23 protein-coding genes and 2 tRNA genes are annotated in these 17,678 nt (G+C 34.1%); 10 read left to right on the top strand and 15 right to left on the bottom strand.

What is annotated here, in order from left to right; genetic code table 11:
* Positions 1 to 30 precede the first annotated feature (30 nt).
* Positions 31 to 471 carry a DUF1573 domain-containing protein gene (locus IEV84_RS09360; protein ID WP_188494026.1) on the bottom strand — a complete coding sequence of 147 codons (441 nt, stop codon included), beginning with the start codon at positions 469 to 471 and terminating at the stop codon, positions 31 to 33.
* Positions 472 to 634: 163 nt separating this feature from the next.
* Between IEV84_RS09360 and mutS the strand changes: the two genes are divergently transcribed.
* The 5 genes from mutS to IEV84_RS09335 all read left to right on the top strand — a co-directional run bounded on the left by mutS (position 635) and on the right by IEV84_RS09335 (position 4,417).
* Positions 635 to 3,241, top strand: coding sequence for a DNA mismatch repair protein MutS (mutS, locus tag IEV84_RS09355; RefSeq protein WP_188494025.1), 2,607 nt, complete (start codon positions 635 to 637; stop codon positions 3,239 to 3,241).
* A 150-nt stretch (positions 3,242 to 3,391) separates the two neighbouring features.
* Positions 3,392 to 3,464: transfer RNA gene (locus IEV84_RS09350), tRNA-Gly, on the top strand.
* 13 nt (positions 3,465 to 3,477) lie between these two features.
* A tRNA-Leu gene (locus IEV84_RS09345) sits at positions 3,478 to 3,563 on the top strand.
* Positions 3,564 to 3,703: 140 nt separating this feature from the next.
* Positions 3,704 to 3,997 (top strand): Bor family protein, encoded by a 294-nt coding sequence (locus tag IEV84_RS09340; RefSeq protein WP_229732647.1) that lies wholly within the window; start codon positions 3,704 to 3,706, stop codon positions 3,995 to 3,997.
* Between the two features lie 72 nt (positions 3,998 to 4,069).
* Positions 4,070 to 4,417: a YegP family protein gene (locus IEV84_RS09335; protein WP_188494024.1), complete on the top strand. Its 348-nt coding sequence runs from the start codon at positions 4,070 to 4,072 to the stop codon at positions 4,415 to 4,417.
* A gap of 89 nt (positions 4,418 to 4,506) precedes the next feature.
* Here IEV84_RS09335 and IEV84_RS09330 read toward each other — a convergent pair whose 3' ends face one another.
* On the bottom strand, positions 4,507 to 4,707 hold the full coding sequence (locus tag IEV84_RS09330; RefSeq protein WP_188494023.1) for a hypothetical protein: 201 nt from the start codon (positions 4,705 to 4,707) through the stop codon (positions 4,507 to 4,509).
* Between the two features lie 382 nt (positions 4,708 to 5,089).
* Complete coding sequence (locus IEV84_RS09325; RefSeq protein WP_188494022.1) at positions 5,090 to 6,316, bottom strand: 3-deoxy-D-manno-octulosonic acid transferase; 1,227 nt, start codon at positions 6,314 to 6,316, stop codon at positions 5,090 to 5,092.
* A 153-nt stretch (positions 6,317 to 6,469) separates the two neighbouring features.
* Between IEV84_RS09325 and IEV84_RS09320 the strand changes: the two genes are divergently transcribed.
* From IEV84_RS09320 to IEV84_RS09305, 4 genes are all read left to right on the top strand, one after another.
* The gene (locus tag IEV84_RS09320; RefSeq protein ID WP_188494021.1) at positions 6,470 to 7,603 is read left to right on the top strand and encodes a DegT/DnrJ/EryC1/StrS family aminotransferase; all 1,134 of its coding nucleotides are present in this window, start codon (positions 6,470 to 6,472) and stop codon (positions 7,601 to 7,603) included.
* 2 nt (positions 7,604 to 7,605) lie between these two features.
* Positions 7,606 to 8,049, top strand: a complete 444-nt coding sequence (locus IEV84_RS09315) for a nuclear transport factor 2 family protein (RefSeq protein WP_188494020.1) — start codon at positions 7,606 to 7,608, stop codon at positions 8,047 to 8,049.
* Positions 8,050 to 8,153: 104 nt separating this feature from the next.
* Entirely contained in the window at positions 8,154 to 8,351 is a 198-nt protein-coding gene (locus IEV84_RS09310; protein WP_188494019.1) for a hypothetical protein, read from the top strand.
* Positions 8,339 to 8,656 carry a hypothetical protein gene (locus IEV84_RS09305; protein ID WP_188494018.1) on the top strand — a complete coding sequence of 106 codons (318 nt, stop codon included), beginning with the start codon at positions 8,339 to 8,341 and terminating at the stop codon, positions 8,654 to 8,656. Before IEV84_RS09310 ends, IEV84_RS09305 begins: the two co-directional genes overlap by 13 nt.
* Before the next feature lie 37 nt (positions 8,657 to 8,693).
* Here the strand turns inward: IEV84_RS09305 and IEV84_RS09300 are convergent, their stop codons facing one another.
* The 12 genes from IEV84_RS09300 to IEV84_RS09245 form a co-directional block, all read right to left on the bottom strand.
* Positions 8,694 to 8,945 carry a hypothetical protein gene (locus IEV84_RS09300; protein WP_188494017.1) on the bottom strand — a complete coding sequence of 84 codons (252 nt, stop codon included), beginning with the start codon at positions 8,943 to 8,945 and terminating at the stop codon, positions 8,694 to 8,696.
* A 114-nt stretch (positions 8,946 to 9,059) separates the two neighbouring features.
* Positions 9,060 to 9,932, bottom strand: a complete 873-nt coding sequence (gene fabD / locus IEV84_RS09295) for an ACP S-malonyltransferase (protein WP_188494016.1) — start codon at positions 9,930 to 9,932, stop codon at positions 9,060 to 9,062.
* Positions 9,933 to 10,134: 202 nt separating this feature from the next.
* On the bottom strand, positions 10,135 to 10,662 hold the full coding sequence (locus tag IEV84_RS09290; RefSeq protein ID WP_188494015.1) for a YceI family protein: 528 nt from the start codon (positions 10,660 to 10,662) through the stop codon (positions 10,135 to 10,137).
* A gap of 114 nt (positions 10,663 to 10,776) precedes the next feature.
* Positions 10,777 to 11,499: a hypothetical protein gene (locus IEV84_RS09285; RefSeq protein ID WP_188494014.1), complete on the bottom strand. Its 723-nt coding sequence runs from the start codon at positions 11,497 to 11,499 to the stop codon at positions 10,777 to 10,779.
* Positions 11,500 to 11,597: 98 nt separating this feature from the next.
* Positions 11,598 to 12,965, bottom strand: coding sequence for a sensor histidine kinase (locus IEV84_RS09280; RefSeq protein ID WP_188494013.1), 1,368 nt, complete (start codon positions 12,963 to 12,965; stop codon positions 11,598 to 11,600).
* Between the two features lie 3 nt (positions 12,966 to 12,968).
* Positions 12,969 to 13,643, bottom strand: coding sequence for a response regulator transcription factor (locus IEV84_RS09275; protein WP_188494012.1), 675 nt, complete (start codon positions 13,641 to 13,643; stop codon positions 12,969 to 12,971).
* A 146-nt stretch (positions 13,644 to 13,789) separates the two neighbouring features.
* Positions 13,790 to 14,320, bottom strand: coding sequence for an NADPH-dependent FMN reductase (locus tag IEV84_RS09270; protein ID WP_188494011.1), 531 nt, complete (start codon positions 14,318 to 14,320; stop codon positions 13,790 to 13,792).
* Between the two features lie 2 nt (positions 14,321 to 14,322).
* On the bottom strand, positions 14,323 to 14,547 hold the full coding sequence (locus IEV84_RS09265) for a (4Fe-4S)-binding protein (protein ID WP_188494010.1): 225 nt from the start codon (positions 14,545 to 14,547) through the stop codon (positions 14,323 to 14,325).
* Between the two features lie 2 nt (positions 14,548 to 14,549).
* On the bottom strand, positions 14,550 to 14,957 hold the full coding sequence (locus tag IEV84_RS09260; protein ID WP_188494009.1) for an OsmC family protein: 408 nt from the start codon (positions 14,955 to 14,957) through the stop codon (positions 14,550 to 14,552).
* Positions 14,958 to 14,977: 20 nt separating this feature from the next.
* A complete protein-coding gene (locus IEV84_RS09255) occupies positions 14,978 to 15,262 on the bottom strand; it encodes a GNAT family N-acetyltransferase (protein WP_188494008.1) in 285 nt (94 codons plus the stop codon).
* 12 nt (positions 15,263 to 15,274) lie between these two features.
* Complete coding sequence (locus tag IEV84_RS09250; RefSeq protein ID WP_188494007.1) at positions 15,275 to 15,991, bottom strand: pirin family protein; 717 nt, start codon at positions 15,989 to 15,991, stop codon at positions 15,275 to 15,277.
* Positions 15,992 to 16,157: 166 nt separating this feature from the next.
* A complete protein-coding gene (locus tag IEV84_RS09245) occupies positions 16,158 to 16,733 on the bottom strand; it encodes a Crp/Fnr family transcriptional regulator (RefSeq protein ID WP_188494006.1) in 576 nt (191 codons plus the stop codon).
* A gap of 201 nt (positions 16,734 to 16,934) precedes the next feature.
* Here IEV84_RS09245 and IEV84_RS09240 point away from each other — a divergent pair, with 201 nt between their 5' ends.
* The gene (locus IEV84_RS09240) at positions 16,935 to 17,534 is read left to right on the top strand and encodes an RNA polymerase sigma-70 factor (protein ID WP_188494005.1); all 600 of its coding nucleotides are present in this window, start codon (positions 16,935 to 16,937) and stop codon (positions 17,532 to 17,534) included.
* Positions 17,535 to 17,678: the final 144 nt, after the last annotated feature.

The raw sequence follows: 17,678 nt of genomic DNA, 5'->3' as shown, positions 1-17,678 counted from the left end.
GAAGCTTTTTTGTGTTTTATAATTTAAAAATTAGCTCTTTTTAGCATCGTCAGCCAGAACTGTTCCTTTGATAGTTAAGGTTTTAGATGGTTGCCCTTCTGCATTAGAAGTAACAGTAACTGTTTTGGTAAAAGCACCTACTCTGTCAGTTGCATATTTTACGTTGATTACTGCTTTTGCTCCCGGAGCAATAGGCTCTTTTGGGAAAGTAGGTACGGTACATCCGCATGAACCTACTGCATTAGTAATAATTAATGGTTTGTTTCCGTTATTTGTGAAAACAAATTCACGTTTTCCGTCTGCATTGTGCGGAATTGTTCCGTAATCAATCGTTTCTTTTTCAAAAAGCATTCCGGCACCGTTTACTCTTGCCATTTTAGTCGTTGCTTTTAATTTTTTAGATGTTTCCTGGGCTTTAGTAATGTTAATTCCAAAAACAACTAGTGCAGCAAGTAAAATTATCTTTTTCATCTTAATTATATTTTTAGTATTTGTAGAACAAAACTAAAGAAAAAATCATGCCAATGGTTTAAAATTTCCTTAAAAATGCTTTTAATTTTTGAAGTGGTAGTTATTCGTTATAAAATTTTTAAATTCGCTTCCACATTTTTCTAATAAATAAAACACAAATAAATTGGCATCTAAAGAGAAAGTAGTTAAGGAAACCCCATTAATGAAGCAGTATAATGAGATAAAAAGGAAGTATCCTGATGCTTGTTTGTTGTTTAGGGTTGGTGATTTTTATGAAACTTTTGGTGAGGATGCTATTCGCTCGGCAAAAATTTTAGGAATTACATTAACAAAAAGAGGGGCAGGTTCAGAAACCGAAACTGCTTTGGCGGGTTTTCCGCATCATTCCATTAATACTTATTTGCCAAAATTAGTCAAAGCAGGTCTTCGTGTTGCAATTTGCGATCAATTGGAAGATCCAAAAATGACTAAAACCATCGTAAAACGCGGTGTGACCGAATTAGTTACTCCGGGAGTTTCCATGAATGATGAGGTTTTGCATGCTAAAACTAATAATTTTTTGGCTTCGGTTTACTTCTCAAATAAATCAATTGGAATTTCTTTTTTGGATGTTTCTACAGGAGAATTTTTAACGGCTCAGGGAAATGTGGAATATATTGATAAGTTATTGCAGAATTTTAGTCCGTCTGAGGTTTTGATTCAAAAGAATCATAAGAATGATTTTAAGAATCATTTTGGTGAAGATTATCATTGTTTTTATCTCGAAGACTGGGTTTACAAAGAAGATTATGCTTTTGAAACTTTGACTAAGCATTTTGAAACCATTTCTTTAAAAGGTTTTGGGGTTGAAGATTTGAAAGAAGGAATTATCGCTTCCGGGGCTGTTTTGTATTATTTGTCAGAAACACAGCATAACAAAGTGCAGCATATTACGGCTATTCAGCGAATTGCTGAAGATGCTTATGTATGGATGGACCGATTTACAATTAGAAATCTCGAATTGTATCACAGTTATAATCCTAATGCGGTTACGCTTTTGGATGTGATTGATAAAACGCTTTCGCCAATGGGTGGGCGTTTGTTAAAACGCTGGTTGGCATTACCATTGAAAGATGCTAATAAAGTGCAAAGCCGTCATCAGGTGGTGGCTTATTTGAAAGAAAATCAGGAGGTGTTGCAGAAAATACAATACCAAATCAAGCAGATTTCTGATTTAGAAAGATTGATTTCAAAAATTGCAGCGGGAAAAGTATCGCCACGCGAAGTGGTTTATTTAAAAGAATCATTAGATGCTATTATCCCAATAAAAAACTTGTCTTTAGAAAGTCCGCAGGAAGCAGTAAAGGTCATTGGAGACAATTTGCATAGCTGTGATTTATTGCGCGAAAAGATAAAGACTACTTTAAATCAGGACGCACCTGTGGCTATTGCCAAAGGAAATGCCATTGCAAAAGGAGTAAATGCAGAACTGGACGAATTACGGGCTATTTCGACTTCCGGAAAAGAGTTTTTAGAAGGAATTGAAGCAAGAGAGTCAGAAAGAACGGGGATTTCTTCGTTGAAGATTTCGTTTAATAATGTTTTTGGCTATTATATCGAAGTTAGAAATACCCATAAAGATAAAGTTCCTGCTGAGTGGATTAGAAAGCAAACTTTAGTAAATGCCGAGCGTTATATTACCGAAGAATTAAAAGAATACGAAGCTAAAATTCTGGGTGCTGAAGAAAAAATTCACAAAATTGAATCGGAATTATTCGAACAATTAGTAGTCTGGATTGCTACTTATATCAAGCCTGTTCAGATGAATGCCAATTTAGTGGCACAATTGGATTGTTTGTGCTCTTTTACGCAGATGGCTATCGAGAACAATTATGTTTGTCCTGAACTGGATGAAACATTCGAATTAGATATTAAAAACGGAAGGCATCCGGTTATTGAGAAACAATTGCCGGTGGGTGTACCTTATATTGCTAATGATGTTTATTTAGATAGAGAAAGCCAGCAGCTGATTATGATTACCGGACCCAATATGTCGGGTAAGTCGGCTATTTTGCGTCAAACGGCTTTAATTGTTCTTCTGGCTCAAATGGGAAGTTTTGTTCCGGCAGACAGTGTGAAAATGGGTCTTGTGGATAAAATATTTACCAGAGTAGGTGCTAGTGATAATATTTCGATGGGAGAATCTACTTTCATGGTCGAAATGAACGAAACAGCTTCTATCTTGAACAATATCTCCGACAGAAGTTTGGTTTTGTTAGACGAAATTGGAAGAGGAACTAGTACTTATGACGGAATTTCGATTGCCTGGGCTATTGCCGAATATTTGCACGAACATCCATCTAAACCGAAGACATTATTTGCTACGCATTACCATGAGCTAAATGAGATGAGTGAATCTCTGAAGCGAATTCAGAATTATAATGTTTCGGTAAAAGAGTTAAAAGATAATGTGCTTTTTATTCGAAAATTAGTCAAAGGAGGAAGTGCACATAGTTTTGGGATTCATGTGGCTAAAATGGCGGGAATGCCTCAAATTGTGATTTCTAAAGCGCAAAAGATTTTAAAGAAGTTGGAAAAAGATCATTCTAGTGATGCTTTGAACGGAATTAAATCGGAAAAGGAGGAAATGCAGATGAGTTTCTTTAATTTAGATGATCCTTTGTTGGAAGAAATCAAGGAAGAAATATTAAATATCGACATTAATTCAGTTACACCAGTAGAGGCTTTGATGAAATTGAATGAAATCAAAAGAATGTTAACCAGGAAATAATTTTTTTTGATTTTTAAAATAAAGTAAATCAAAAGCTTAAAAAAAAGATTGATTATTTTTTGAAAAAACGCTTGTATAATCGAAAAAAGCTCTTAAATTTGCATCCGCAATACAGAACAAGTATCGCGGTTCTTTTTAGAAATTGAAAATGCGAAAATAGCTCAGTTGGTAGAGCGCGACCTTGCCAAGGTCGAGGTCGCGGGTTCGAGCCCCGTTTTTCGCTCGATTTTACATCAGCTCGGATGGTGAAATTGGTAGACACGCTGGACTTAAAATCCAGTGAACAGCAATGTTCGTGCGGGTTCAAGTCCCGCTCTGAGTACAAAGAAAACCCCTTATTTTTAAGGGGTTTTCTGTTTTTGGATCGGTTTTACTGGGTTTGATATATTTTGTAAGTAAATTTGCAAGTGTTTGTTTTTTTATATATTTTCGTGTTAATTATAAATCGAAAAATTCATAAAAATGAAGAAAAAATTTACACGTTTGGCGGTGGCTTTTTCAGCTGCAATTATGTTGACTTCTTGTTATTCTTACACTAGTGTAGTAGGTAATGGGGGAACTGGAAATCAAAAAACAACAAAATGGAATCACTATGTTATTGGTGGTTTGGCTCCTGTAGGGGTTTCTGATTCTAAAGCTATGGCTGGAGACGCTAAAGATTATACGGTGCATACAAGACAGTCTTTTGTGAATGGATTGATTTCGTCTATTACTTTTGGTCTTTATACACCAACAACAACTACTGTTACTAAATAAGAAAAAATAGATTTAGTTGAGAAAAAAGGTTGTTCTTTGAGCAGCCTTTTTTTGTTAAAATAAAAAATAGAAATGGGGACTTTTGTTATTAGTAAAAGATTTAGTGGAGATTATAAGTTTGAATTTACTTCCAGGAAAGGGAAAACTATTTTTACGAGCAGTGCTTATGAGTTAAGGATGGATTGCGAGGCAGATGCGGAGTATTTGCGTTCTGTGTTGGAGAACTGTTCTTATGTGAAGTTTAAAACGTCTAAAGGAAAGTTTTTTTTTAGAGTGGTGATTGATGATAAGGTTGTGGCTGTAAGTAGAAAATACAGTACTGAGTTGATGGTTCAAAAAGGTATCAATGAGATTGTGAAGTATGGTTCAAAAGCTGAGATATTGGATTTTGCTAATAATGATTTTGTGTTTGAGGATTAGCTTGTTTTAGTTGTTTTGTGTTTGAAAATATTGGGCATAAAAAAAGCCGTCACAATGTGAACGGCTTGTTTTTTTACTGTAATTTAAAATTACTCAGCAGCAGGAGCTTCAGTAGCAGCAGCAGCAGTGTCAACAGCAACAGCAGCAGTATCAGCAGCAACAGCAGCAGTGTCAACAGCTTCTACAGCAGTAGTATCTACAGCTTCTTCAGCAGGAGCCTCTTCAGCTTTTTTACAAGATACAACAGATAATACAGCAACTACAGCTAAACTTAAAAATACTTTTTTCATCTTACTTTATTATAAAAGGTTAATTATTAATTCGAGGCAAAGATATAAAATTTTTAATATGTAAAATATTTTTTCATTTTTTTTTTAAAATATTCTTCGATTATTTTTCTCACCTGGATAAAATTGGAATTTGTAGTGAAAGAAATAATTTAATAGTAGTACTAATTTTTGGTGGTTTTTGCTTTTTTGTTTGTAAATAACTGAATATTAAATACTTGTAATTGTTTTTTTGATTCAGCATTTGTGAATTATGGAATTTTAGACTTTCTTTTTTGAGGATTAAGGTGTTTTGAGGTTTGATTTTTAAGATTTGTTTAAATATTTTGGTTTGACTTTTTACGGTTCAACACTTTGAGAAAAGGTTTGATTCTCAAATGCTTTTCTAAATATTTTCCAGTATTGCCATTGTAGCTCCTTTGTTTTTACTGACAAAATCTTTACAAATAGTTCCTTTTTCAGTTCTTATTGTTTTGTCAGAAATTAATGTGTTGAAAATGGTTTTTAATTCATTTGGTTTAGTGATACTGATACAGCCTTCTAAATTTACTAATGCCATAGCTTCTGCAAAATGAGAAAAGTTAGGTCCAATGACGATTGGAACGCCAAAAGTAGCAGGTTCTAAAATGTTGTGTACTCCCGGATTTCCAAATCCGCCACCCACATAAGCAATGTCGGCATAGCTGTATATTTTAGTCAAAATCCCAATAGTGTCAATGATAAATACATCAAATTCAGCAAGGTTTTTATTTTCCTTTTCCGAAAACAGAACTGTTTTTTTAGTTATTCTGCTTTTTAGTTGTTGTATTTGTTCCGCTTTTATATTGTGAGGTGCAATGATGAATTTTACATTCTGGGAAGTTGAATTGATATATTCAATTAATAAATCTTCGTCTTTTGGCCAGGAACTCCCAATGACGATTGTTAGTTTGTCATTTTTGAATTCGGAAATAAAATCTAAAGTATTGTCTTTTTCTAAAATTGTGGCAACCCGGTCAAAGCGAGTATCTCCGGAAACAGCAACGTTAGTTTTTCCTAATTGTACTAATAGTTTTTTTGAGGCTTCGTTTTGCACGAAGAAATAACTAAAGGAGTTTAGAGCGTTTCTGTAAAATTGACCATACCATTTAAAAAACATCTGATTGTCTCTGAAAATGCCCGAAATTAGATAAGTTGGAGTGTTTTCTTTTTTTAGTTGGTTTAGGTAGTTTGGCCAATATTCATATTTGATAAAGAAAGCCATTTCCGGATGAACGAGTTTTAGGAATTTTTGAGCATTTCTTTTGGTGTCCATTGGTAAATAGACTGTGGCATCTGCAACCGTATTGTTTTTTCGAACTTCGTAACCGGAAGGAGAGAAGAAAGTTAGAACAATTTTATGCGAAGGAAATTTTTCTTTTATTTTTTCAATCACTGGAAGTCCCTGCTCATATTCGCCAAGTGATGCTGCATGAAACCAAATAGTTTTGTTGGAAGATTTTATTTTTTGCGAAAGCGTTTCAAAAACTGTTTTTCTTCCGGCAACAAAAAGTTTCATTTTAGGATTAAACAATGCGATAATTTTCAATAAAAAATCGGCTAATGTAATGATGATATTGTACAGAAAAAGCATTCGGATATTTTTTGCGGCTAAAATACATTTTCTTTAGTTTAAAATCATTGGTTTGAAATCAATAATACCTATTTTTGTTTCCGTTTTATGAAAGTTTTGCCGTTACCTAAGAAGTGTAAAAACAACAGCTTTCTAACTATTAATAAAGTTGAAATGAAGAAAATTCAAATGGTTGACTTAAAAAGTCAATACGATAAAATTGCTACTACAGTAAACACTTCTATTCAGGAAGTTTTGGATACTAATACTTATATCAATGGACCTCAGGTACATCAATTCCAAAAAGCTTTAGAAAGTTATTTGGGTGTAAAACACGTAATTCCCTGTGCAAACGGAACCGACGCCTTGCAAATTGCAATGATGGGATTGGATTTAAAACCGGGTGATGAGGTAATCACAGCCGATTTTACTTTTGCGGCAACTGTTGAGGTGATTGCTTTGTTGCAATTGACTCCGGTATTAGTCGATGTTGATTTAGACAATATGAATATTTCATTAGAAAGAATCAAAGCGGCTATTACTCCAAAAACTAAGGCGATTGTTCCGGTGCATTTGTTTGGTCGTGCGGCTAATATGGATGCGATTATGGCTTTGGCAAACGAACATAATCTATATGTTATTGAAGATAATGCACAAGCTATCGGAGCTGATTTTGTTTCGGCTTCAGGTGCAAAAACTAAGGTAGGAACGATTGGCCATGTAGGTGCAACTTCATTTTTTCCGTCTAAAAATTTAGGTTGTTATGGCGATGGTGGTGCGATTTTTACCAATGATGATGCTTTGGCGCACATTATTCGCGGAATTGTAAATCACGGAATGTACGAGCGTTACCATCATGATGTAGTAGGAGTGAATTCGCGTTTAGACAGTATTCAGGCTGCTGTCTTGAATGCCAAATTGCCTTTGTTGAACGATTACAATACTGCTCGTCGTGCGACAGCTGCAAAATACAATGCTGCTTTATCAGCTCATGCAAACATTATAACACCTTCATTTGATGCAAATGGAAACAACCATGTTTTTCATCAGTATACATTGCGAATTATTGATGCAGACAGAAACGGATTGATGCAACATTTGTTAGACAAGGGGATTCCTTGTGCTATTTATTACCCAATTCCGTTGCATTTGCAAAAAGCTTATGTTGATGTGCGTTACAAAGAAGAAGATTTTCCGGTGACCAATCAATTGGTTCAGGAAGTGATTTCGTTGCCAATGCACACTGAATTAGACGATGAACAAATCCAATTTATAACTGATTCTGTTTTAGAATTTTTAAATAAATAAAGATGAAAAAATCCTTGTTAGTTTTTGCGTTATTTTTGATTTCATTTTCAAATTGGGCACAAACAAAACCAATTTCTAAAGAAGAAACTGTGGTTGCCAATAGTGTGGAAGCTTTCCGAAAAGCATTAATTGATCCAACAGATAGTAATTTGAAAGCTTTGACTTCAGCTGATTTAAGTTACGGACATTCCAGCGGTGTACTTCAGGATCAAAAAGTTTTTATTGAAAAATTGCTTAATGGAGAATCGGATTTTGTGACGATAGAATTTCAAAATCAAAGTATTCAAATCACCGGAGACGTTGCGATAGTAAGACATAATCTGGCAGCACATACTAAAGACAGCGGTGTTGAAAAAGATATTAAAATCGGTAACGTATTAGTTTGGCAAAAGCAAAAAAACAAGTGGTTGCTGATAGCTAGACAGGCTTTTAAATTACCTCAGTAAAAAAAGCTATAAAAGTAAAAATCTCAAATTGTCAAAATTGATAGTTTGGGATTTTTTGTTTTAAAGTATTAGTTGTAAATTCGTTAGAGATAAAATTAAGGAATATGAATGCAAAAGGGAAAAAATCTAAAATAGATAAAGTAGAAGAAACTGTTGCTGCTTACGATATTTCTAAAACGAAACAACAAGGTGTTGATCATGCAACTTTTGATTTTGATGCCGAATTTGAAAAAGGATACACGTTAGAAGAGTTTAAGGCTGAAATGCACAAACGTATACAGGCATATCCTTGGAAAAAATAATCTTTAAGAATAATGTTTTAGAATATTTCGATGAATTAGTTTTTTTGCTATTCAAAGAGGAATATTTCAGTTATGCTGAAAATGCACAACTTTATGTTGATAAGATTGTAGATTTTATTTTCATGGAAATAAAAAGTTTCCCTCACAAAAGAACTCCACAGAAAATAAAATATTTAGGTTCAAATTATGTTTTTTATAAGGCAAATAACAGAACAACCTGGTTTGTATTTTTTGAAAAACAACATAATAAATATTTGATTACTTCTATTTTAAATAATCATTGTGAAGAAGCGAAAGATTTATAAAAAATCCCAAATTGATAGTTTGGGATTTTTTGTTAGATTACTTTTTAGCTGCTTCTTTTAGTTTATCGGCAGCTTCGTTAAGTTTTTCTGCTCCTTTTTCAAGGATTTTGCCTGTTTTTGATTGTGTAGAATCTATGGCTTTTTCTACTTTTTTATTTACAGTATCCATTTTTTGTTCTACTTCAGCTCCAACAGCTTCTTTGGCATCTTCGATTTTGTCTTTTGTCTTGTCCTGGCAGGAAGCCATTGCAACCAGCATGAAAGCTGCTGCTAAAATTGTTCTTTTCATTTGTAGGATATTTGAGATTTGTATTTAAAAACGATGTCTTTCAAATATAAAAAAATCCCCGTAAACTTTTGTTTACGAGGATCTATTTATGAAAAATTTAAAACAGTTTGCTAATTAAGCATTCGCTGTAACAGCTTCTTTATTGATTTTTCCAATCAATCCGGTCAATACTTTTCCGGGACCAACTTCGGTAAATAAAGTTGCGCCGTCAGCAATCATTTGTTGTACCGATTGTGTCCATTTTACAGGAGCAGTTAACTGAATAATTAGGTTCTTCTTAATTTCGTTTGCATCCGAAACTGCATTTGCAGTTACGTTTTGATATACCGGGCAAATTGGAGCAGAGAAAGTAGTAGCTTCAATTGCAGCTGCCAGTTCTTCTCTTGCCGGTTCCATCATTGGTGAGTGGAAAGCTCCACCAACAGGTAATAATAATGCACGTTTTGCGCCAGCTTCTTTCATTTTTTCGCAGGCTAATTCCACTGCTTTAAACTCTCCTGAGATTACTAATTGTCCGGGGCAGTTATAGTTAGCCGCTACTACAACTCCGTCGATAGAAGCACAAACTTCTTCCACAATGTTATCAGCCAGTCCTAAAACGGCAGCCATTGTTGAAGGTGTTATTTCGCAGGCTTTTTGCATGGCTAAAGCTCTTTGAGAAACTAATTTTAATCCGTCTTCAAAAGACAAAGCACCATTGGCAACCAAAGCTGAAAATTCACCTAAAGAGTGTCCTGCCACCATTTCTGGTTTGAAATCTTCTAAAGTTTTTGCTAAAATTACCGAGTGTAAAAACACTGCCGGTTGGGTAACTTTAGTTTCTTTTAATTCTTCTGCTGTTCCTTCAAACATGATGTCTGTAATGCGGAAACCTAATATTTCGTTTGCTTTTTCAAACAGTTCTTTTGCTAATGGAGAGTTTTCATATAAGTCTTTACCCATTCCTGTGAATTGAGCTCCCTGACCCGGAAATACGTATGCTTTCATGTTTTTTAATTTAAAGATTTGCCCTTCGATTGCGCTCAGGGTGACATTATTTAAAGATTGAAAAATTAGTCAATCGGGATGCAAAAGTAGTATTTTTTTAGGATTAATTAGGAAAGATAAAAATGGGTAAAAACAAAACCTCCTTACTTGCTAATGAAGACAGGAGGTTTGTATATAAAGAAAAATCAGTTTTGCGGGATTCTTATAGTTTTATTAATTGTAATTCGATGTTTAAACGAACGTCTTCGCCTACTAAAACACCTCCTGTTTCTAAGGCCGAGTTCCAGTTCAATCCCCAGTCTTTACGGTTGATTTTGCCTGAAATGTTTAATCCGGCTTTGGTATTTCCCCAAGGATCTTTCATTAATCCGCTGAATTCGGCAGGAAGTGTAACCGATTTTGTTACGCCTCTCAAACTCAAATCACCTGTTAATTCGTAGTCATCACCGTTTTTAGTAAAAGAAGTAGCTTTGAAAGTCAGTTTTGGATGATTTTCGGCATCAAAAAAGTCGCCACTTTTAAGGTGATTGTCTCTGTCAGTATTATTGGTGCTGATTGAATCGATGTTTGCCGAAAATTCGATGTTAGCGTTTTCAAAATTGTCATCTTCAGTAGCAATAGTTGCTTCATAATCGCTGAAATTTCCTGAAACATTAGTAAACATCATGTGTTTTACTTTAAAACCAATTTCTGAGTGTGTTGCGTCAATTGCCCATTTTGTAGTTGCCATAATTTTATTTTTTTTAATTGTTATTTCATTTTGATAAGGCAAATTTATGGTAACAATCCCGGCGTCTCACTTAACCTAGGTTAAGAAATAAAATGGGATACTGATTTTTAAAAATTACAGCACTCTTTCATATAAAGATAAAATAGGCAAGTCAAAATTTTCGTTAGTATTGGTGTTTTTATTTTTGAGTTTGATTTTTTTCGGTTTTCTGGTCTCGATTAAAAGATCTATTTTGTTTTTTACTATGGCTTCATTTAATGAAGATTTCAGGTCTTCGGGATTTTGATCGTTAAAATCTGTAGCCAGACTTACAATTTTGAAATCAAAATGATTAGGGATTAGTTCCTGTAAATCTTCCGGCTGTAGTTTGGATTTACTTTGTTTCAGATACATTGCTTTGGTCAAATCGTATTCTTCGCAATTGGAAGACAGATGCAAAATAGGGCATTTACAGTTGTTCAGAATTTGGACAAACTGATTGTGAATTTTTCTTTCTGTTTTTCGGTATGAAGGAGTCAGGATGGCCAATTCAATTTCAAGATGTTGGATTAGATTTCGCATTAAAGGTGCTGAAATTCCGTATTGATAATGGATTTTAAGAGTACAGTTTTGAGAAATAGTAATTAATTCTCGGCAGTATTCCAGTACTTTTTTTTGAGAAACGGTCATTTCGCTTTTCATGCTTCTTAAAAATGTAGCCGAAGAATGAGTATCCGGGATTTCTTCTGCTAAAACTAAAAAGAGCGTGCACTTTTTCCCTTTAGATTGTTGAATGGCAATTTTGACAGCATTTATGGTATCAGGTTCTAATGTTGAAGGTATTAATATGTTTTTCATGTATGTATTGTTTTGATGATACATACAAAAGAAGCTATCGAAAATTAAAATCGGATTGGATTAAAATTAGATTTTCCTTAGATTTTAAATTAGAATTTTTAATGTTGCTTCTTTTCAAAAGTAATATTCACCACAGTTCCTTTTCCGGTTTCCGACTGAATTTGAAGTTCACCATTGTGCATTCGGATTATTTTCATGGCTAATGGTAATCCAAGTCCGTAACCGTTGTATTTAGAAGCAATTTTACCTCTAAAGAAAGGTTCGTAAAGATAAGGGATATCTTCCGGGGGAATTCCGATTCCAATATCGGTAATGGCAATTTTAATAATAGCTTTATCTACGGATAAATTAACAAATACTTCATCGTTGTCGGAATATTTTACCGCATTCGAAATAATATTATTCAATGCTAATTCGAGGAGAGGTCTGTTGCAAGGAATGGTTAATAATGATTCGTCTTCCGGAATGGCTTTGATTTTTATATTAACACGGTTGTTAGGAAAAAGAGTATCTATCGATGCTTTTACTTCTAAAAGAATTTCGTCAATTCGGGCAATGTCTAAAACCTGTTTGGTTCCGTCATAGCCGGTTTGAGTAAGTTTCAAAAGACTTTCGGTAAGGTTTCCTAATTTTGAAGCCTGCTTGTTAATGTTTTCTAAGGAATAAATATATTCTTCGGTGGCTCTTTCTTTCAAGAGCATGATTTCGGTTTCGGCAATAATGGTGGTGATTGGGGTTTTTAGTTCATGCGAAGCATTATTGATAAAATTAGCCTGAATTTCAAAAGAAGTTTCTAATCGATCCAGCATGTCGTTAAAGGTTTTTGTAAGATCTGTAATTTCATCTTTTCCGTCAGTATCGGCTAATCGGTTATGAAGATTCGATGCGCTGATTCGGTGTACTTCTTTGGTAATTAAAGCAATAGGGTTGATTACTCTTCGGGCCAAAAACTGACCGAAAAAATAGGCCAGAACAATAAAACCCATGCCTCCAAAAATTAGAATTTGCAAAATATAAATGGCGCTGGTGTTGCCTCTGCGGTCTTTAGCCGTTACAATTACAATGTGTTTTTGTCCTTCTTCACCAAAAATTTGTCCATAATAATAACGGTAATCTTCTTCAAACCAACTCGATCCTTTTTTCATGATTTCTTTGTAGAATTCAGGAGGAAGATGCAAATCGGTGTTGTATTCAAAGGTGTTTTTTCCTTTTACAGGCAGTATGTATTCCTTTTCTTCGATAAGTTCTTCCAGACCGCTTTTTTTGAATTCTTTGAAATAATTCTTTTTCTCCAGGTTTTTTTGAGAATGAGCTGATGAAGCAATTTTGGCTCTGTCCTGAAGCCTTTTTATAAAATAATATTCATTGTTTTGCTTGAATAGAGAAAAAATCACAATGCACAAAAGTGAGGTACTAAAACAGGATAGTGCAATGTAAGTGATGGTTATTTTTTTTCTAATCTGCATAAATTATGATTTTATAATGTAGCCCAGACCTTTGATGGTATGGATTAATTTATTTTGATAGGGTTTGTCTATTTTGTTTCGAAGATAATTGATGTAAACATCAACTACATTGGTATTCATATCAAAATTAATGTCCCATACATTGTCTAAAATCTTTTCTCTGGGAAGAATGGTTCCGGTATTGCTGGCCAGATAATATAATAATTTGAATTCTTTTGCAGTTAGTTGAATGAGTTCTCCGTTTCGTTTGACTGATTTAGCTCTTCGGTCAATTTCCAAATCATCAATTTGAATTAAATCATTAGGTCTGTGTTCCTGATTGGATCTTCGGGCTAAGGCAGCTATTCGTGCTTCTAATTCTGAAAATTTAAAAGGTTTTGCCAGATAATCATCGGCACCGGCATTCAATCCCGTAACAATGTTTTCGGTGGTTCCCAGAGCGGTTAGCAGTAGAATAGGAACAAAATTTTTAGCGTCTCTGAGTCGTCTGCAAATTTCGATTCCGTTAATATCCGGCAGCATGATGTCGAGAATGACTACATCAAAATTGTGATTCAAAATCATTTCCAGCCCTGTTGTACCATCGAGCGCTACACTTACTTCGTTGTTTTTTTCAGAAAGTCCTTTTCGAATAATCGATAAAAGATGGGGTTCGTCTTCAACAATGAGTAGTTTCATGAAATGATTTTTTGAATTCTTTTTCAAAAATAGATATTGTCTTCTTAAAATTGTGCAAAATAATAACTAATCTTTTGTTTTTTCATGGTTTAAAAAAAGAAAGCGCTGCAAAATGCAACGCTCTCTGGTAGGGTTTGAATTATTTTTTAAAGTTCGATAGATTCGATAATTTCCAGTAAATCGTTCTTTAGTTTTTCATTTGTAATTCCTTTGTTGCTGTCAAAATTATCGTTGAAACTAGGTAATGAAAAACTTCCTTTTACATCAGCTCCCTGAAATGGGAAACGGTTTTTTGCAATTTCTAAAACAGAAAGTCCGCCTCTGGGTCCCGGTGAAGTCGCCAAGATTAGTGTTTGTTTTTCCTGAAAAAATTTTGGATTCACGCGGGAAGTCCAGTCAAAAATATTTTTAAAAGCCGTTGAATAAGCTCCGTTGTGTTCGGCCAGAGAAACAATAACTAAATCAGCAGTTCCCAGTTTATCGAAAAAGTCTTTTGCTAATTCAGGAATGCCATTTTTAGATTCTCTATCCAAAGAAAAAATAGGCATTTCGTAATCGTTTAAGTCCAGCACTTCTACATCAGTGTTTTTAAATTGTGATGCAGCATAAGTAGCCAATTGTTTATTGATAGAATTTGTGCTTGATGATGCGCCAAAGGCGATAATTTTTTTAGTCATTTTTATTCGTTTAAAAAGTAAGTCAATGCTCCCGAAGGACATTTCTTTACTGTATCGATAATTTTTTCTGTTGTTGAAGCCTCCGGTTTTATCCAGGGTTTTTCTTTTGGCTGAAATACATCAGGATTATTGCGAACACAATTAGCCGAATGGATACATTTTGCTGATTGCCATACAATGGTTACTTCACCATTGGTGTATTCTTTTGTAAGGTCTTTAGGATTCATAATTATAATGCTGTATTAATGGTTATTTTTCCTTTTAAGATTTTAGAAACGGGGCATTTGTCAGCAATTAATAGTAATCGTTCTTTTTGTTCCGGAGTTATAGCATTAGAAAAAGAAATTTTTCTCGAAAAAACAGTTTCAAATTCAGCATCTAACTCCTGAGTTGCATTAATTGCAATGTTGATTTCAGGAATGTCCCAACCTTTTCGGTCAATGTACATTCGTAGAGTAGCCAGCGTACAACTTGCTAAGGAAGCTAAAAGGGTCGAAAATGGATCCGGTCCTAAATCTTTTCCTCCATTGCTTTCGGGTTCATCCATAATTAGTTGACCATTGCGCCAGGAAATAGTGCATAAATATTTTTGAGAACCAATTGTTCCAACAATGTCTTTTTCTAATAAATTTTTCATAAACTGATTTTTAAGAACAATTATAAAACATCTCCGTATTCAGGAGTTTTGTCAAAAACTTTTTTGGCAAATGGGCAAAGAGGAAGGATTTTTAAATTCATTTCTCTGGCAAATGCAACTGCTTTTTCTACCATTTTTTTTCCAAAGTTCTTGCCGGTGTTTCCAGGATTTACCTCGGTGTGATCGATAATTATTTTATGCGGTCCGGCAAAAACAAAGGTCATTTTTGCCTCTGTTTTGTCGTTGACTTTGACGTAAAAATAACCTTTCCTTTCGTTGTATTCTAAACCTATAGTTTCTTCCATTATTTCCTTGTATTAGTAGTTCATTGGGACTTCCATAATTAAAAATTTAGCAGCAGTAGAGGCTTTCACTTCAATTTCGGCAGTATTCCAAATTCCAAATCCGTCTTTGGTTGCTAATTTTTGACCATTCACTTCAATCTCTCCTTCAATGTTGAAAATGTAAAAACCATTTCCTTCTTTTTGCAGAGCCAGTTTTTTAGAGAAATCTTTGTCGAAATCGCTTAAATAAAACCAGGCATCCTGATGGATCCAAACTCCGGCATCGTCAGCATTTGGAGATAGTATTTGCGCAAAATCATTTTTCTCTAATGATTTGTCCAGAGTGATTTGTTGGTAACGAGGTGCTACATCACGTTTTTTAGGAAATAACCATATTTGGAAAAGTTTAGTTCTTTGATCTGCATTTGGGTTAAATTCACTATGTCTGATTCCGGTTCCGGCACTCATTACCTGAACATCGCCATTTTTTATGGTTGACTCATTTCCCATGCTGTCTTTGTGAGCTAAATCGCCTTCTAACGGAATGGTGATGATTTCCATATTATCGTGAGGATGTGTTCCAAAACCCATTCCGGCTGCAATAGTGTCGTCATTCAATACTCTAAGTGCGCCAAAATTTACTCTGTCCGGATTGTACCAGCTGGCGAAACTAAAGCTGTGGTAAGCGTTTAACCATCCGTGATCTGCGTGTCCTCTTGTGTCTGCTTTGTGAAAAACTGTATTTGCCATGATATTTTATGTTTGTTGATTATTACATTACAAATGTACATCCGCAGTTAGTGTTTAGCACTTAACCTAGATTAAGAAAGTATTCAGTGTGCAGTTTTTAGTGTTCAGTCTTTTTCTCTGAATGTTTACAATGCTGTTCTGATTGCTTAAAACGGACCACTGACCACTATTTTCTCAATAATTTTGCTTTCATCTTGCTAAAAAACTCTGGCGTTACACCTATATAGGATGCGATTTGTTTTTGTGGTATTTTATGATTCAGACCGGCATATCTTTTTAAAAATTTGTCATAGCGAACTTCAGCAGATAAACTTAAATTATCCATTATTCGTTCCTGGTTAGCAACTAATGAATTTTCGGTAAGGATTCTAAAGAAGCGTTCCAGTTTAGGGATTTCGCTATAAAGCTGTTCCTGATTTTCTTTTGAAAGTAAAACCACTTCAGCATCTTCTATTACTTCGATAAAAAGATTTCCGGGTTTTTGAGATATTAAACTGTACATGTCGCCCATCCACCAGCCTTCGCAGGCAAAGTTTAAAACGTGTTCAACAATATTGTCATTAATATTAAAACTTCTTAAAATCCCTGAGTTTACAAAATAAGAATGCTTGCAAACTTCTCCCGAATTGAGTAGAATAGTTTTGGCTTTGTAATGATGAATTTCAGTTTTGCTTAAAAAAAGCTCTTTTTCTTCATCGGTAAGTTGGACATGTTTTTGTATATTATCAATAATTAAGGGCATGGTATTTTTTTTGAAGTTTTATCTTGCAATATAGTTATTTTAGTTCTAATGTTTGAAGTGTGTTTTTTCTACATTTAATTATATATTGTCATTCAAATTGCTATATTCGTACTGAACAGGGGTTCAAATGAGAATTTTTATACAAAAACAAAGGTGTTTGTAGTAAATTAATAATTTATAGCTGTCCCGGGACTATTGATAATGACTGAAACAAAAGCAATTAATAATAAACTATTGGTTACTGAACTTATGTTGGGTAGTGAAAAAGCTTTTAGTGCGCTTTTTAATACCTATTGTAATGATGTATATGCTTATAGTGTAAGTATGCTTAAAAATCAGGCTCTTGCAGAAGAAATAGTTCAGGATGTGTTTTTAAATATCTGGTTGCACAGGGATCGGCTGAATGCTGATTTATCTTTTAAGTCCTATGTGTTTACTATTACCCGAAACCTAACATTCAATCTTATTAGTAAAGTAGCCAATGGTCATAAGCTAAAAGAAGAAGTGTTTTACGTAAGTCAAAAATCCTATAGCCCTATTGAGGATATTATTGACGAAGCAGATTATGATGTCTTAAAGCAAAAAGCTATTGAACAATTGCCTCCCAAACGTAGAATGATTTTTGAGATGTCCCGTAATGAAGAAATGAGTTACGAGGAAATAAGTCAAAAATTAAATATTTCGGTAAGTACAGTAAAAGGTCAAATGAGTAAAGCTCTGGCCGATATCAGACATTTTTTAGAAACTCACGGAGATGTCACGCTTCTAATTACGCTTCTTTCGTCCCGTTGGCTGGAATAATAATCAGCTAATTATTGTTACTATTGTTTTCTTTTTTCTTTTTATTTCTTTCTATAATTTTCTTTTTATTTTTTATTTGAGTATTATTTTTTTATTTTTCAAAAAAAATAATAATACTCGATAGTACTTTTTCTTTTCTTATCT

Origin of the sequence: Flavobacterium palustre (assembly GCF_014639535.1) — a bacterium.
Taxonomy (GTDB): domain Bacteria; phylum Bacteroidota; class Bacteroidia; order Flavobacteriales; family Flavobacteriaceae; genus Flavobacterium; species Flavobacterium palustre.
Note: the sequence above shows the minus strand (reverse complement) of the source record. Positions and strands in the feature narration are given on the sequence as shown.